We start from the raw sequence: 16,224 nt of genomic DNA, 5'->3' as shown, positions 1-16,224 counted from the left end.
ATTTATTTGAATCTCTTTAAGTTGTAAAAGTTCGTAAAGATCAACGACAGTTGAGTCATATTGGAACCAATAACGATTAGCATAATTAGCTATCATAAATCTATAAATCATAACAACATCCTTTAAAAGGTTTACTTAAACTTCACTATATCCATAGATAGGTTGATTACATGATGTGGATAAATCTATTCCTTTTACTTTATTTTTTATAAAAAACTGTCGTAACGACTCTGAAATCACAATTAACCCTATAGATTCTTCACTCCTTGCCATACAAAATTGCTCATTTATATTTTCTTTTAAGACCATTTTATAAAAATTTTTGGGTCCATCAGGATAATCATCTAATATTGGTACATATTCAGATTTATTCATATCAATACAGGATATTAAACGAAGAAAATTTAATGCCTTATAACCAGAATAGCTGCAACCATTAACAGTTATAGTTGCATCTATTAGCTGGACATCATGTAAAAAATCTTGATTGTTTGAAAGTAAATTGGCAAGTCTAGGCGAGATAAATTCAGGACCATCACTGAAATAAATATCATAAGAGAGTAAACGCTTTTCACTGACTTTTTTTTCTAATTTAAAAACTACTGGTTTATTTGATTGAATCTTTTTGCATTGTAAAAATTCGTATAGATCAACTATAGTTGAATCATATTGGAACCAATAACTATCAGGATAATTATTTATCATAAGTTCATAAATCATATCAACATCCTTTAAAAGGTTTACTTAAGCTTCACTATTATCCATAGATAGATTGATTACATGATGTGGATCAATCTATTCCTTTTACTTTATTTTTTATAAAAAACTGTCGTAACGACTCTGAAATCACAATTAACCCTATAGATTCTTCACTCCTTGCCATACAAAATTGCTCATTTATATCTTCTTTAAAGACCATTTCAAAAAATTTCATTGGTCCATCAGGATAACTCTCTAATATTGGTATATATTCAGATTTATTCATATCAATACAGGATATTAAACGAAGAATATTTAATACTTTATAACCAGAATAACTGCAACCATTAACAGTTATAGTTGCATCTATTAGCTGGACATCATGTAAAAAATCTTGATTGCTTGAAAGTAAATTGGCAAGTCTAGGCGAGATAAAAACAGGACCACTACTGAAATAAATATCATAAGAGAATAAACGTTTTTCACTTACTTTTTTTTCTAATTTAAAAACTATTGGGTTATTCGATTGAATCTTTTTGCATTGTAAAAGTTCGTAATAATCATCTCCTGTTGAGACATATTGGAACCAATAACGATCAGGATAACAAGAAGATATCATAAGTTCATAAATCATAACAACATCCTTTAAAATGCTTACTTGAATTTTTATTTAAAATAGTTTTCCACTACGTGGTTCAATTCTTTTTGTTTTTATACGTTTATTTAAAGCTTCTTTAAATTGCTTTTGTGTCCAATTTTCCTTTTGATCCTTGTTATGAATTTCATTCATTTAAGTTTTCATATCCAATGAGTATTGATAATATGAACGGGTATATTTAGAAATCTAAAAAATCATCATATTCAGAATAATAATTTAAGGCTTTTATAAAGTCTTTTGTTGTAGCTGAAGGTTTCTGTTCCATCACTGAATCGATTACATCAGCAAATTGCTCTCCTGAATAAAGAAAGTATAGTTTCTTTTTTAAAACAAAAGATGGATAGATTTCTTTTCCATCATCATCCACATTTGGATAGTCACCAATATAATAACTTTTGTTACTCTTTAAATCTTCATCAAATTCGCCATAAATACAAAAATTATCATTTCTTTCTGTTGTTTTTTTTATATAAGAAATAATATCGTTTATTGGATAAAGGTTACCTTTAATCAGCACAGTATAAGTACTCCATAATAAAATTTAATATAATTTTTTACCTGTTAATACATTTAATCTTACAAGTCGGTCTTCTTTGCTGACTCGCCAGAGATCACGTTCGCCATTTCCTTTAGGATTATCTAAATTTCTTCTTCATAAAGGTTGTTTATAAAATCAGAAAATGATTTACAAACTAAATAGACATTTTCCATATTAGGATTTTCTTCCTCATCAGCTTCAAACTCATGATCCCAAAAATAAATCTGGTTGTCTTCATTTTTTAGTTTCATAATAACAAGGTTACCCCCTGCATCATGGGCAATGGGAATAAAACCTGATGGAATCCTATTTTTATAATTAAAATAATACTTTTCAAGGTTGCTATTTTTTTCTTTTCCTAAGCTAAGAAATTGGTCAACAGAAGATGCGTCAGTTCTATCTGAAAAAAATTTAAAAGAAGCCGGGAAAGGTCTTCCTCCATTAAACTTTATCAAAAAATCTTTATAATCGTTTGGTAAAATACTTTGTATTTTTTTCACAAAATCAGAGATATCTTGTAATGCTGCCGGTTTTCTAGAACAAATGATCATAACTATAAATTACCTTTTACTTATTAAAATTCCATCTGAATATCGTATTGTATTACGTAAATCGGTGGAGTCAGCTGCATATATCCAGAGTCCTGATGGTGATGCCAATAAATCCTTAATTTTCTTTACCATTAGGCCACAACAAAAGCCTAATGGATCAATCCAAGTCAATCCATTAGGCGCATACTGATACAAGTTAAACCCAGCCAAGAGCCCAATCGAGTCCGGTTGTGTAAATCTGCCTATACCAGGATCGTAGTATCTAATGTATTGTAATGTAAGCAAATTTATTTCTCTAAATATTGTCCTTAAGAGCTTAGGTTCTGTTGTATTTTTGTTAGGTGGTGTTCGGCATAATAGCGATAGTAATAGGTACCGCTGGCAGTCTGTTTGCTTTGCGGTTGGCTATTGCGAGTATAGCTGAATTATTGTAGTTGACTATGTAAAACTTCGTATTGTATATAAGCTTTGTTATGGATATAAGTTAACTATTAGATGAAACAAAAGGTAATACAATTATATTAAAAAATTCATAAGTCATCTTCACAAACTAATTTAGACATAAATTCATTAAAGCTATTACATAGGAAAAGTGTACTTTTACTTTGATTATCAGATACAGATAGATTGTCAGACCATGTATCAAATGTGCAATAGTAAATTTTTCCATTGTTGATCTTAATACAAAAATAATTACCACCAGCATCTCTAGCAAAGGGTAGTAAATTTTTGGCTAATAAATTTCTATCCCATAAATCTTTAGCTATTGTGTCCATTAAATAGTTTTTATTATTATTAAATTTTTTATAGTATTTAATTGGAGTCAACTCATGGATTGTGACATATTCATATTCGCCTTGTGGATCGAACCATGTATTATTTTCAGGCATATCACCATTATGTTTTAATAAAAATTCTTTTAATTGTTCTGGAATTTTTATTTTTAAACTATTTTCAATTTCAGTTATATCATTTTTCTAACCAGGCTAAAGCTTTGTTTTTTGCTGACCAGTCGGTCGGAGTTGTCGTTCTAGTATCAGCTTAGTTTGATTATACAAATAAATATTATATTTTTAGAGAAATGCTATTTCAGCTCCACCTATATCTTCTACTTTTAAATTTTTAATTTTAACCCCTATTCCATGCTCTATATCTCCTAACCAATCAAATAAAAAACCATATTGATATTCAACATCGGGAAATAAATAAATTTTTATTAATGTCAGTTTATCTAATTTTTTTTTGTAAACTTTATCAATGTATGAAGCTGTTGCCTGCTCAATTAAATGAAGAAGCTCAATTTGGTGAGATATAATAAAATTTATATCTGTTTTCATTTTTTCATCACATTCTTCAGACTCTAAATAAACAACTGAAATTTTTTGTGATCCAAAACAACTTAAAATTATATCTACAGCTATACCATCATCTTCACAATACACAGCCATTTTATCAAAATACATTTCGCCTATTTCACGAACATCTTCAACATTACTCTTTAATGCCAAAAGAGCAAGTTTATTAGATAATTCTTCACTGATAGATTTAAACAAATAGATAAATATTCCAATATTTTGATAATCTTGATCATCAATTGCATCTTTAGTGTATAACCAAATATTTTTTTTTAACCAATTTTTATCTATAGATAGGATAATATCTTGACATAATTTGGTATTTCCATCTAAATTTTTCATTACTTCTATGATATTTGGCAATAAGTTAACCTTCATTTCTTCTGGTAGTTGCTTAATTACATGTAATAATAAAGGGTTTACTACTCCTGTTAAATCTTTTCTAATTAATTCTACAGATTTAGGGGAATTTACTAATAAAAAAATGTTATCAAGCATACTATCTTGCAATTTAATACATTCTTTAATAGCATTTTGAATTTTATTCAATTCATACATTTTATTTTTTTCCAGCATATTCCAAAGGGAGGGAGTTAAATAATTCAATAAATTTTTTAGGATACATTTTAAACCGACTGTATCAATCCACATCACCCCATTAGGTGCATACTGATACAAATTAAACCCAGCCAACAACCCAATCGAGTCCGGTTGTGTAAATCTGCCTATACCAGGATCGTAGTATCTAAAGTATTGTAATGTAAGCAAATTTATTTGTCTAAATATTGTCCTTGAGAGCTTAGGTTCTGTTGTATTTTGGTTAGGTGGTGCTCGGCATCATAGCGATAGTACTAAGTACCGCTGGCAGTCTGTTTGCTGTGGGGGATAGCTGTTTGTTACATAGGTGTATTGGATGTTCTATTGGTGTAATATATCCCTACCACTTTCAATAAACTACATGATTACATTCAGAGTTATGAATTAAAAGCTATTGCAATTAGATTTCACTATGACTAAAAATTTCCAATTTTTAATCAAGGTCTAAAAATGCATCATTTTCATAATAAAAAATGAAAGATCTGAATAAATCGTCTAGTGTAACATTGTCTGATTGCCCTTGAGCATAACTAACTACATCTTCAATACTCGATCCGTCTAAGGTCTCTATCCATTTGTCATTTTTAGCTTGTTTTGGAAGATATTCATCTGAGTCAGGAGGAAAATCCCAACTATCCAAAGAAAATACACCTTGTGTATCAAGATTCCAAGTAGTTTTATCTGGAGGAAGATACAACCAAGTTTGAGGGATTTTATCTGGATTAGAAAGAATTTCACGAATCGTCATTAGTTCCATATTTTTCTCACTTAAAACATCATTAACATTTACCACTAAGCCTTTTAAAGCCAAATTTCTGATTTGGATATAAACTATTACACCTGATAAATTTTTGTGAACCCTGTACCCCCACTGCTCGATCCACATCACCCCATTAGGTGCATACTGATACAGATTATACCCATCCAATAGCCCAATCGAGACCGGCTTTGTAAATCTACCTATATCTGGGTCGCTGTACCTTAATGTATTGTAATGTAAGCTAATTTATTTGTCTAAATATTGTCCTTGAGAGCTTAAGTTCTGTTGTATTTTTGTTAGGCGTGTTCGGCTCATAGCGATAGTTCTGGGTACCGCTGGCAGTCTGTTTACTTTGTGTGCGCCCTTGTTCGTCGTAGGTGTATTGAAATCCGTTGAAGTTAAGTAAATGCTTAAAGCGTAACAAGTTTTGATTTTGGATACTACAGTCCTCTTTGTGTCTTTTATCCAGTAGGTTGGTTACGGCATTGTATTGCAGGGTTTCCCTGTCGGCGTGATTGCGGCAATTTTCGATTCTGCCGGTGAGGTCATAGAAACAAAATTTAAAGTTAAATTAAAATTAACAAATCTCTTTTACAATTCTAGACTAATAAAAAGTTTAATTTTATAGCTTATATTTATATAAATTGAAACTAATTGTGTATTAAATACACATATGCAACTTTTTGGGGACCCTCATAAATTTCGAATTTATTTTGTGATTCCAAGCGGCTTTCTGGTGCTGTGTCCATTAAAAATCTTACCGCTCCTAAAGAGCATATCTCATTATTTTTAATTTCGCACTCATCTATCTCAAATACTACGCTCCATGCATTATTCGGCCATTCTTTATCCTCTTTAAAACGAGATACGGCATAGTATTTTCCCGCAGGTGGAATTGTTTTTCTGCCTCCTTTAGACTCTGGAAGCCATACAATCTTTACACGATTCATAAAAAATTATCTCCTACACTGCTCTAGCATAGTTTTCTAACTTTGATTACTTTAATCTATGTTATCTTAGCGTATTTATTTAAATCCATAACTTCAGCATATCTCGCCGGACTTATACCATCAAGGTGAGTATTAAAATATAGTCTATTTTTTATAATGATAAATTTTTCTGGGATAGTCCAAAATCAATATACCCTTCCGAACTTATAACAAGACACCACTTATTGGATGAATCAAAAAAATAATGATGTTGAGGAATATTTTCAATAGCAAATGCAAGAAACCTCTCAAATTGCTGATTTGTTAACTGCACTGCAAAATTTAAAGACGAATCATTTATATAATAAATTACGCTACTTTTTTTTATTTCAACAAATATATCATTGTTATATAAAAAATTTTTTATCAGGAATAACCAGTTAGAATAGTTTCCAAAAAGTTGACTGCTTTTATAGTTAATAGTTTTTGTCCAATCAATCTTTGTTCCTTTCCAATCAAAAGAATCTGATAATTTATCTGCAATGTCTCCCCAATTATCTATCAGTTTTGGTTGATCGAATAATTGAGTGAGTTGTATTTTGATTTCATCATCAAGTGTCATAAATTTTTCCGTGATTGAGATGGATGCACAAATAAATTTTGAAGTTTGGTTACTGCGGATTCAGTAGCATCAAATAAAAAGTGTTCACCTTTATCTTTTTCACTAAACACATTATATGAGATCCATTTTTTCCATCTACAGTTGTCATTCCTATAGGCTTTTGTTTAGTTGAGCCAAATTTTCCTATATTAACTTTTCATAGCTATACTACGGGTACCACTGGCAGTTTGTTTGCTGTCGTAGGTGTATTGGAGGCAGTGTAAATCAAGTTGTTGGTTAAAGCCTACCACGTTTTGGTTTTCGGGTACTGCTGTCTTCGTTGCGCTTTTATCCAGTAGGTCAGTTGCGGCAGTTTTCGATTCTGCCGCTGATGACATAGTTTTAGTATTAACCAATTAAAATCTAAAAATCCCAATATACTTTAGTCCATTATAATTTTCTTTAAGAGGTTTTTGGATATTGAATTCACTTAATTCATCATCTGCTATATACCAAACTACAGCATTAGCTTGTTCTATACCTAATTGATGGCATTTTGTTTCAATTTGTTGTATGCAATCTAAATCTGATGTAACAAATTCATCAATCAGTTTATCAATTTTGACGCTTTTTTTTAACGGTTTAGGATAACCGATAAAGTCTTCATCATACCAATCATTACCCGTATCTTTACAAAAATCACAAACTATATATTTAGGACTATCAATATCATACTTATAGTCCAATTTAAAATATTTATTATATTCTCTAGTTGGCATAGTATTCGTGCCTATCCATAGATGCCAATTTTTTGTTAGATCGTTTTGTTCAATGATAGGATATTTAGAGTCAGCTTCAAATTCACCTATGTATTTTAATCCATTGTAATTTTCTCTATAAGGTTCTTTTACCTCTAATTCCAATATTGGATCGTTATTAACATACCAAAATACTGCATTTGCCGATTTAATGCCTAATTCATTGCATTTTTGTATTATTTTTTTCTTTTCATTTTCATTTACTTCCACTTTATTAATAACAAAATCCATATTTTCAGGGGAAGAAAATTTTTCTAAAATGATTAGATTTTCTGTCATGTATGCAATATTTCCAGTGTCTGCACAAAACAGGCATCTTGGTTTAGGATTTAAAGGATCTTTTTGTATTCCTTCAAACTGGCGAAAATAATTTTTGTATTCTTCATCTGAAGAAAAATTATTACCTATCCATAGGTGAATAGTAACTTTATCCGAATTTAAATGACTCATCACTAATATTCCTTATTCATAGACAATTGGGTTTAGTTTTCATATGTGTATCATGCATACTGTCTATTATATTTATTGCTTGCGATTTTGAAGTAGCTTTATTTAATCTACCCATTAATTTAATATGGAATTCTCTCACCGTCTTGATAATGATGGTGTTCCAAATAAGCACTGGTAAATTTTTGGATAAATTTACTGCTATGCTGATAATCCGTTTTGGGTTCAAAAAAACCGTTTTCTGTCGTCCATTCATATACACTTTTATTTAGAGGCATTTTTGTTAAAACGCCACTTAAAAGATTTTTTTTAATAAAGTTTTCTGCCTGTTCTAACTCGCTATACACACCTGAGCAAAAATCAGCTTCATGTCCATGAAAAACCCATATAAATGATGTCATTACTTTTTTCCATTTAGTCTATTTGATTTACTCTCTATTTTGAATACACCAGTCATAACCACTAATATCAACTGGCATGCTTCTATTGGTACGAATTTCCTGAATCATTTTTAGTCAGTTATAAAAATTTTCATTCAATATTTACGTCCGTAGATTTACATATTCTTCAAAAAAAGATTTAAACGATGGAGCAAGAACATTTAATATTTTTTTTGAAAAAAGATCATAATTAATAATTTGTCCAAAAGTATCTTTTCTACAATCAACACACCAACATACTTCGTCATCCTTAAAATAGATAACCGCTAGATTCATAGGTAACGAGTATTCATTTCGACATTGACAGGTATCATAATAAATACTACCTTCAGACTCTGTTAATGCATCATTATTCACTATGCCTGATATCTCTTCTTCTACAATACCGCCGCCACCAACTAATAAAATAAATTCTTTCAACTCGGCTGGTAATGACAATTTTAATTTATTTTCAAGTATTTTAATTTGAGATTCATCACAAGAACCTAGCCAATATACTTCATCTTCAGCTTCATTATGCAATTTCTCAATAAGGCTTTTAATCTTACTCATATATACCTAATTCTTCTGCTTTTTCAATTAATTCATCTTGCAACGTACCTTGTATTTCTTCGCCATTATAGGTTAAGACAAAATCACCATTAATATTAGGAGGAAAATGTGAACCATCTATTGTTCCAAAAATTGTTGACATTGTGTCTACCATTACTATGCGTAAAAAATTAAAAATCTTTTCTTGGTCGTTGTTTGATAATCCGACGACTATACTTCTTAATCTTGAAAAAGGATCTGCTTCATTTATTGGTTGACTTGAGTCACTTAAGTTTACTTTATAATATTGAAGCCCTTCATCAAGTAATTCAGATAAAAGTGACTTAACTACTAATTCATCATTTTTTAAAATTTTCATTTAACATCCTTTTTTACTATTATGTTTTAACTTGTTTAATTCAGGATACATTTTTTATTTTTAGCTATTAATTCTTTAAGGGGATTATTGGTGATTTTAGGAGGGGTGCTTGTTAACGTTCAAATATTTCTCACTAATAACACTCTTGCACTTTCAAAATGATTTCCTGATGCTGTTTTTCATTATATCTTTTTATAAAATTTTTTATACTTGCTTTAGGCACATACTGATACAAGTTAACACCACCCAAAAGCCTAATCCGATCTGGCAGAAAACTGATGTAATAAGCATGCTAAATGAGCCGTTCGAACTCAATCCAATACCGACTATAAAAATACCCTATTTAAAGTTAATTATTTTTTACTTTCTCTGATTTGAGCTAAGCCATTTTCAAGACGACTAAGATTTTCATATTTGTTAGCAGCTTGACTTCTACTTAAATATTTAAGCCATCCCTCTACAGCTGTATTAAATAATGCCAGACCTTCTGGCGTTACATTTTCCCTTTTAATAACGGTATCGATTTTTAATTTTCCTTGCTCATCAAAGGGCTCAACATCGATTAATAATTTTTGTTTTTTTAAAAAACCGAATAAAGCGGTGGCAGTTTCAATGACATCATCTTGCCATTTTTTGCTTTTATTTTTAGTAAGCAACATAGGAATATTATATAAAGGATAATCAATTATTTCTTTATTAAATGCAATTTTTAAATCCTTATCATTGATATATCCTAGCATTTCCTCACTCAATAAATATTCTAAATCAATATCTTGGTAGGATATTTTATTCTTTTGTATAGCATATAGACTAATTAAAAATGGATAAGCGTATGCTTTTGGCTTATAAATAATATCATTAATCAAATTTTTATTTACTTCGATAAGATTATAGGCTCTTTCAAGATAGATGGTATTTAATATATTAAGTATTCTATCAAAAGTATATTCTTTTCCTTTCTCAGTTATGGGTAATAGAATTGGATCAGATTTTTTTTCACTTAAATAATATGAATTATAAACTATATCCTTATTATCGAAATTTGAAGAGTAAGGAGGTTGAATGCTATCAATAAAATCTTTAATTTCAGATGAATATACATCCATATAGAATACATATTCATAACCTTTGTTAAAAAATTCAAGAAATATATTTGCCTTAGCTCCTTTTTTATTGTCTAAAATAATTTTATTCCTATTAACTTTAATATAAGGATATGATTTTAATTTATCTTTTAAAAAAATTTGTAATTCTTTTTCAAATTGGGTTCTCAATTCTTTAGACATCGTATATAGCCTCCAAACCTAACGCTTTTACCACTGTGTGTAGCAATTTCGATAATTCCTTTTTTACCTTTAGATGACATAATAGTTACTTCTGTTTGATTTAATTTATCTTTTAGTTTATTAAACCCTGCTCTCGTAATTTAGCGAGAACTTCACGCCCTTTTTCAGAAAGTTCCATTTTTTTAAATAAATAGCACGTTTGTTTTCAGGCGTTATTGAAATTGATTTAGGATATTTTATGAAAGAATCTAAGCTATCATCTGAAAAAGGAATATTCGGGTTATTGTAATCATCTTCATCTGGATCATAGTCATCTTCGACTTCTATTCTTGTTATCATCGCTAATAAGGCATCAATGTCGTTGGCGACCAATTTTAAGTTTGTATCTTGTTCTAAATATCCCCCTTTCATATCAAAATATAGATCATTAACTTCGTGACCCCAGTGATAAATTTTACCCTTCGGGCTTAAACAAAGTAGGTCACCATAATTAAGGCTAGCTATCGCTAAATAATTTTCTGGAATGCGATCTAAATAGCTGTCATTGATTGCCAGTAAATCTTCTGTATCTTCTTTTGAAAAACCAAAAATAACCTCTAAGGGTAACGCTTCGCCATCGCAATCGATACAATAGTCTATTTCAGCTTCATCATCTAAAATAATCACATTATATTGTTTTAGAAATTCGATATCGGCATGATTTATTTTTGTATTTAAATTTAACTTTGTAATACGTTTATCAATATCTTTTGGAACACTGTATTTTGATGTAAACATTTTAACTCCAAAAATATCATCCATAAATAAAAACAGATCAGATATTAATTTCGATATCATTCAAATTGGTAAAACACCCTTTATACCGGAAAATTTTTGTACATTTATATCCAATGATTTAAAATAATTTAGTGCATCTGATATATTTGTAAATTGCTTAATGTCTTCTACCCCATAATCTTCTATAATTTCCATTTTCTTTTCCATGATATGAAAAATATAGGCATTATATAAACCATTTTCCTTTTTAAGTGCATATTGAAAAAAAAATCGCTCACCGTCTATCTCTTTTATTTCATCAAAACCTCTAACCTTACCCTGCTCTATAGCCGCAATGATTTTTTCAACTGAAACGTTACTCATCACTATCTATCCTTACGTTTAATATTTATCATGCTTTTAGTAATAAATTATTAACTTTTTTTGATTTTACAGTTTGGGGGTGTTCTTATAAAGATTTTATACTCCTAGAACATGAAAATTATTTTACATTTAATACAGATGGTTCAATCCATATCATGAAGTTAAGATGATACTAATTGAGGTTAAACCCAGTTAGTAACCCAAATGGGTCTAGCTGTTTAAGGTTAAAGTCGACGGCACGGTTACTATAGCTGTGAAATTTTTTTTAGTATTTATTTCTATAATAAGACTGATTTAATAAAAACTATATATTGTTTAACTTATTCATTAATTCTTTCATGCATTTGTTTGCAATTTCTTTATATTTTACAGCTTTCTTTTCAGAATAATTTTTATCTAACATTTGTTCAAACTGAGCCATTGTACCCCAAAAATTCTTAGTTTGAATTGAAATTCCGCCGTTAACCCAACAAACAAAAAATAATTGGGGGTTATCTTCAGGTATTTGAAAATAAACAACATTCTGTATTTCATTTACATCCAAATATATGCCTGATTTAACATATAAACTTTTAGGTAATACACGAATTTTAGTGGATTCAATATTTAAATTACCCTCAACGGATAGATTTTCAGGTAAAGTCTCGATATTTGAAAATTTCAAATCCAAATTGCCTTTAATAGAAAGGTTCTCAGGTAATGTTTTTAATTCAGTAAAACCTAAATATAAACTACCTCCAACAAAAAATTTTTCAGGCAATACTTTGATTTTTGTCATTGTTAAATTTAAATCACCTTTTACATTTAAATTTTTTGGTAAAGTAGTTAATTCTGTATTTGCTAGATTTAGGCTTCCATCAGTAAAAAATTTTGAGGGTAATGCACTGAGTTCGGTATTGGTTAAATAAACACAACCCTTTACGTGTAGTTCTTCTGGTAATATTTTGATTTCTGTATTACTTAAATCTAAATCGCCAGTAACTAAAAAGTTTTTTGGTAATGCTCTAATTCTTGTATAAGTTAAAATTAGATTGCCATGCACTGTTAAATAGTCTGGTAAAACTGAAATTCCACTATTTCTTAAATTTAAATCTTGAAATACAGTTATTTGATTGTCTTGTAAAACAAATTCTATTTTTTTCTTATTCAGTAATGTTAAAAACTTTTCCATATGATTTGCTTTTTCATAAACAAAATAATATTGATAAATAAACCACTTTGTAACAACTATTTATTTATGCTTGAAGTCAACATATGAATAAAAGATAGCTTATTAAATGAATAAATTCAGTAATAAAATCTTTAATATTGTAAATAATGTTACGTATTTAAAATGGTAAGTCCAACGACATCCTTCATTTTATTAATCTAAAAAAGCATCATTTTCAAGATAATAAACAAGAGCATCTAATATATCCTCTTTTGTAGCATTAGGATGATGGTCTAATTTATACTCAATAATATCTAAAAAAGTTTGATATTCTATCCAATCTTGATACTTATCAGGATATTCATCACATAACTCACTCAGTTCCTCTTCTTCTTCATCGTTTTCAGGAAGATAAAAAGTTCCATTTCTTATATTTTGTTTTTCATAGCTTTTTTTAGTACTTGTATATAAAAAACCAAATAATTCTGGACGCTCTTTATAAAGAACTAATAATCCATCAATACCCATAATAGTTTTCATTTATTATCTCCAATCATTATTAACGATACGTTATTTTTTGCTGCCACCAAACCATCGGCATGGTATATATTTTATGCTATTTTTGTGATCTTTATAATCTATTTTTAAACTGTTTAATTAAGTGTGAGCATCGTTAATTTGCCTTCCAATGATAAAGAAATAATCAAGCCTTTTCCTTCAAGATTAATAACATCGCAAAATTTATTTATATTCCATTTTTTTAATTTAGATAGTTCGAGCCATTTATCTAGTGTCCAGTCATTTACGCTACCTAGCGTCACCATCTTTTTTCTAATACCATGCATATCAATACTTATATTTATTACAATGTTATTTTCAGATAAAACGCTGACATTACCATACAAATAGTTGTATATTTTATATTTTTTATTTAGTTTTGCTTTTGGTAGTTCTGGTTCACCCAATGTTTCATCAATAAGAGAATCCGGTGATCCAACATGTAACTTGTTAAGTTGTAAACTATTAATAATATCCATTATCTCAATTTGAAACATTGGGCTCCATTCTTTATTCATTATTGACAACCTATCTTGGCATTATATTTATGTACATTTTATTGAATATCCCTGTAGTCTCTTGAATTTCTTCTTCCACTTAAATTCTTAAGTTTAATAAAGATGGTGGCTTGGGTTGATAATAATAGACTTCACTTAACGTTTTTCCCTATTTTTAAAAACAGAATATTGTATTTTTGCTCTTATTATGAATGGACTAGTCATCACTCTATTTGAAAAATTATTAATTTTTAGCTAACTAATAATTGCATTTTAGGCAAACTTATTAACCATAAAAATATTGCATAAAACGATCAATGTTTTCGCCTAAAATCGGAGAAAGCGCCATTTTTATTTTGGGTAAAAATTCAGGTTTTATTTCATCACAATCATCATTTGTATATATTTCATAAATATTATATTGGTTATAGACAATATCAACAATTACGGTTAATGCTTGTATAAATTGAAGAAAATTATCGGCGATTTTGAACGGTTCTAAAACGTCATATGCAGCAAAAATAGAGGGGCTATTGTTCTCATTATGAAAGTTGAATAAGATAGGTTCGCCGCCTCCGTTCTGTTCTAAAAAAACAATATAATCTTGCTTTTTTAAATTAGAAAAAGAGTAATTGCTGTTTCGTTGTTCTAAATTTAAATAGTCAATAAATGCTAAAGAAGACATGCCCGTCTCTATAACAAGCTGTTGTAGCTCAAATTGACGGTAAAACTCGATTAAACATTGATTGTTATGTAAATAGGATGAATTCACCTCTTTTGGGCTTTTAGCTAAGTACTGACCATCATCATGTTTTTTTAATATGTCTAATAATCTTTCGAATGCATTAATTTCTAACATTTTTTATCCCAATACCTTTAACCATTTAATAATTTTCAAATAATGGCTGTTTATCAATCATTCTTTAGCCACTATTTTTATAACTTACACGGTATATTTGTTTTCAATTCAAGTATTGAATAATACTCGACCTGTTTTTTTTAATCACCCTCTGCGATGATAATTTCATTTTCATTGCTAGCTTTAACAAGAAAATTAATAAAGTTGATAATGTCGCTGTCTTTACTCTTTGCTAAATAGCTAATAAGTATTTTTTGATGATCGGGATAAATTCTGGTTTTACCATATGGGTCAATAGAAATCCCAGTTTTTTCTTTTAAATAGCAAAATGAGTTTTCTAATTTTTTAATGATATTATCATGTAAAATTAACGATGATTTAATGCCATCGAAATCGGATAAATAAGAAAAATCAATCATAATCAATACGTTTAATACACAATATATTGTGTATTATTTTATCGTGTACGATATTACAAAAGCAATTTCTATGTTAAATGCGTTATCGGTATTAATCTTGCGCAGTACTATTAGTCATCAGATATTTTTAAAAATCTTCCAGATCCTCATCACAAATTAATTTAGACATAAATTCATTAAAGCTTTCACACAGGAAAAGTGTACTTTTGCTTTGATTATCTAATACCGATAGATTGTCAGACCATGTATCAAAGGTGCAATAGTAAATTTTTTCATTGTTAATATTAATACAAAAGTAGTTACCACCTGCGTCGTTGGCAAACGGCAATAATTGTTTCGACAATAATTCTCTATTCCAAAATTGTTGGGCAATATGATCCATCAAATAGGCTTTATTATCATTTAAAGTTGCATAATATTTTATCGGAACTAATTCATGAATCATGACATAATCATATTCGCCTTGTGGATCGATCCAAGTATTATTTTCGGGCATTCCACCATTCTGTTTTAATAAAAACGCTTTTAATTGTTCGGGGATTTTAATTTTTAAGATACTTTCAATCTCAGCAATATCATTGGTATCAATTGATTTTTCAGAATGATAAAATTGGTTACTTTTACGGGGTTTGATATCTTCATATTCGATAGCGTAATCGTTATCTTCTTCATCCGCGGTCAGACAACCTAAGAAATGTTCTAAAGATTCAGATAAATAAATACTATTTTTTTCGAAATTTTGTTCTTTACTAAGCGTTGTATCCCAAACTGATCTTAGGTATTGATATATAGCACCAGTATCAATATTTATACATAAAAATCCATTCTGGTAACTGCGAGCAAATGGTAGTAGAAACTTAGGTAATTTGTCTTCATTCCAATGTTGTAATGCAATTCCCTCTATTACAAATTTGGGATCATTTTTAAATGCTTGATTATATTTTATTGGAATAAAATTTGAAATTTCAACAATATAAGCTGGCTCGCCTACCTTATACACACTTTTATATAA

Annotated in this window: 24 protein-coding genes and 2 pseudogenes; 1 reads left to right on the top strand and 25 read right to left on the bottom strand. The window is 29.2% G+C overall.

What is annotated here, in order from left to right; genetic code table 11:
- Positions 1-135 precede the first annotated feature (135 nt).
- The 4 genes from A9G09_RS00130 to A9G09_RS00115 form a co-directional block, all read right to left on the bottom strand.
- A complete protein-coding gene (locus tag A9G09_RS00130) occupies positions 136-720 on the bottom strand; it encodes a DUF1629 domain-containing protein (RefSeq protein WP_065632895.1) in 585 nt (194 codons plus the stop codon).
- A gap of 70 nt (positions 721-790) precedes the next feature.
- Entirely contained in the window at positions 791-1,333 is a 543-nt protein-coding gene (locus A9G09_RS00125) for a DUF1629 domain-containing protein (protein WP_065632894.1), read from the bottom strand.
- 202 nt (positions 1,334-1,535) lie between these two features.
- Positions 1,536-1,874 (bottom strand): hypothetical protein, encoded by a 339-nt coding sequence (locus A9G09_RS00120; protein ID WP_065632893.1) that lies wholly within the window; start codon positions 1,872-1,874, stop codon positions 1,536-1,538.
- 122 nt (positions 1,875-1,996) lie between these two features.
- The gene (locus tag A9G09_RS00115; RefSeq protein ID WP_065632892.1) at positions 1,997-2,446 is read right to left on the bottom strand and encodes an SMI1/KNR4 family protein; all 450 of its coding nucleotides are present in this window, start codon (positions 2,444-2,446) and stop codon (positions 1,997-1,999) included.
- Here A9G09_RS00115 and A9G09_RS13065 point away from each other — a divergent pair.
- Positions 2,439-2,636, top strand: a complete 198-nt coding sequence (locus tag A9G09_RS13065) for a hypothetical protein (protein ID WP_065632891.1) — start codon at positions 2,439-2,441, stop codon at positions 2,634-2,636. The genes A9G09_RS00115 and A9G09_RS13065 overlap by 8 nt on opposite strands.
- Positions 2,637-2,653: 17 nt before the next feature.
- Here A9G09_RS13065 and A9G09_RS13130 read toward each other — a convergent pair.
- The 21 genes and pseudogenes from A9G09_RS13130 to A9G09_RS00015 form a co-directional block, all read right to left on the bottom strand.
- Positions 2,654-2,731 (bottom strand): annotated as a pseudogene (locus A9G09_RS13130) (hypothetical protein); the annotation flags it as partial.
- 245 nt (positions 2,732-2,976) lie between these two features.
- Positions 2,977-3,414, bottom strand: a complete 438-nt coding sequence (locus A9G09_RS00105; protein ID WP_081297402.1) for an SMI1/KNR4 family protein — start codon at positions 3,412-3,414, stop codon at positions 2,977-2,979.
- 105 nt (positions 3,415-3,519) lie between these two features.
- On the bottom strand, positions 3,520-4,452 hold the full coding sequence (locus tag A9G09_RS12955) for a hypothetical protein (protein WP_369126348.1): 933 nt from the start codon (positions 4,450-4,452) through the stop codon (positions 3,520-3,522).
- 379 nt (positions 4,453-4,831) lie between these two features.
- Complete coding sequence (locus A9G09_RS13060; RefSeq protein ID WP_065632899.1) at positions 4,832-5,155, bottom strand: hypothetical protein; 324 nt, start codon at positions 5,153-5,155, stop codon at positions 4,832-4,834.
- 120 nt (positions 5,156-5,275) lie between these two features.
- A pseudogene (locus tag A9G09_RS13125) lies at positions 5,276-5,404 on the bottom strand (RHS repeat-associated core domain-containing protein); the annotation flags it as partial.
- 404 nt (positions 5,405-5,808) lie between these two features.
- The gene (locus tag A9G09_RS00090) at positions 5,809-6,108 is read right to left on the bottom strand and encodes a hypothetical protein (protein WP_065632889.1); all 300 of its coding nucleotides are present in this window, start codon (positions 6,106-6,108) and stop codon (positions 5,809-5,811) included.
- Between the two features lie 151 nt (positions 6,109-6,259).
- Positions 6,260-6,709 carry a type IV secretion protein Rhs gene (locus A9G09_RS00085; RefSeq protein WP_065632888.1) on the bottom strand — a complete coding sequence of 150 codons (450 nt, stop codon included), beginning with the start codon at positions 6,707-6,709 and terminating at the stop codon, positions 6,260-6,262.
- Between the two features lie 188 nt (positions 6,710-6,897).
- A complete protein-coding gene (locus tag A9G09_RS00080; protein WP_065632887.1) occupies positions 6,898-7,104 on the bottom strand; it encodes a hypothetical protein in 207 nt (68 codons plus the stop codon).
- Complete coding sequence (locus A9G09_RS12485; RefSeq protein WP_081297401.1) at positions 7,105-7,956, bottom strand: immunity 22 family protein; 852 nt, start codon at positions 7,954-7,956, stop codon at positions 7,105-7,107.
- Between the two features lie 119 nt (positions 7,957-8,075).
- Positions 8,076-8,354, bottom strand: a complete 279-nt coding sequence (locus A9G09_RS00070; protein ID WP_065632886.1) for a hypothetical protein — start codon at positions 8,352-8,354, stop codon at positions 8,076-8,078.
- A 141-nt stretch (positions 8,355-8,495) separates the two neighbouring features.
- On the bottom strand, positions 8,496-8,945 hold the full coding sequence (locus tag A9G09_RS00065) for an SMI1/KNR4 family protein (RefSeq protein ID WP_065632885.1): 450 nt from the start codon (positions 8,943-8,945) through the stop codon (positions 8,496-8,498).
- Complete coding sequence (locus tag A9G09_RS00060; protein WP_065632884.1) at positions 8,938-9,303, bottom strand: hypothetical protein; 366 nt, start codon at positions 9,301-9,303, stop codon at positions 8,938-8,940. Before A9G09_RS00060 ends, A9G09_RS00065 begins: the two co-directional genes overlap by 8 nt.
- Before the next feature lie 353 nt (positions 9,304-9,656).
- Complete coding sequence (locus tag A9G09_RS12480) at positions 9,657-10,589, bottom strand: hypothetical protein (RefSeq protein WP_081297400.1); 933 nt, start codon at positions 10,587-10,589, stop codon at positions 9,657-9,659.
- 120 nt (positions 10,590-10,709) lie between these two features.
- Positions 10,710-11,366, bottom strand: a complete 657-nt coding sequence (locus tag A9G09_RS00050) for an SMI1/KNR4 family protein (protein WP_176700923.1) — start codon at positions 11,364-11,366, stop codon at positions 10,710-10,712.
- 60 nt (positions 11,367-11,426) lie between these two features.
- Entirely contained in the window at positions 11,427-11,729 is a 303-nt protein-coding gene (locus tag A9G09_RS00045) for a hypothetical protein (RefSeq protein ID WP_065632882.1), read from the bottom strand.
- A gap of 304 nt (positions 11,730-12,033) precedes the next feature.
- Positions 12,034-12,900 carry a hypothetical protein gene (locus tag A9G09_RS00040; RefSeq protein ID WP_065632881.1) on the bottom strand — a complete coding sequence of 289 codons (867 nt, stop codon included), beginning with the start codon at positions 12,898-12,900 and terminating at the stop codon, positions 12,034-12,036.
- Between the two features lie 192 nt (positions 12,901-13,092).
- The gene (locus tag A9G09_RS00035; protein ID WP_065632880.1) at positions 13,093-13,419 is read right to left on the bottom strand and encodes a hypothetical protein; all 327 of its coding nucleotides are present in this window, start codon (positions 13,417-13,419) and stop codon (positions 13,093-13,095) included.
- Positions 13,420-13,532: 113 nt separating this feature from the next.
- Positions 13,533-13,955, bottom strand: coding sequence for a hypothetical protein (locus tag A9G09_RS00030; RefSeq protein ID WP_081297399.1), 423 nt, complete (start codon positions 13,953-13,955; stop codon positions 13,533-13,535).
- Positions 13,956-14,220: 265 nt separating this feature from the next.
- Complete coding sequence (locus tag A9G09_RS00025) at positions 14,221-14,793, bottom strand: hypothetical protein (protein ID WP_065632879.1); 573 nt, start codon at positions 14,791-14,793, stop codon at positions 14,221-14,223.
- Positions 14,794-14,933: 140 nt separating this feature from the next.
- Positions 14,934-15,212, bottom strand: coding sequence for a hypothetical protein (locus A9G09_RS00020; RefSeq protein WP_065632878.1), 279 nt, complete (start codon positions 15,210-15,212; stop codon positions 14,934-14,936).
- A gap of 127 nt (positions 15,213-15,339) precedes the next feature.
- Positions 15,340-16,224 (bottom strand): SMI1/KNR4 family protein (locus tag A9G09_RS00015; RefSeq protein ID WP_065632877.1); only part of this gene is annotated, 885 nt, incomplete at its 5' end.

The sequence above is a fragment of the Gilliamella sp. wkB292 genome (genome assembly GCF_001690235.1).
In the GTDB taxonomy this organism is placed as follows: Bacteria; Pseudomonadota; Gammaproteobacteria; order Enterobacterales; family Orbaceae; genus Gilliamella; species Gilliamella apicola_F.
This window is presented reverse-complemented; position numbering and strand designations above follow the sequence as displayed.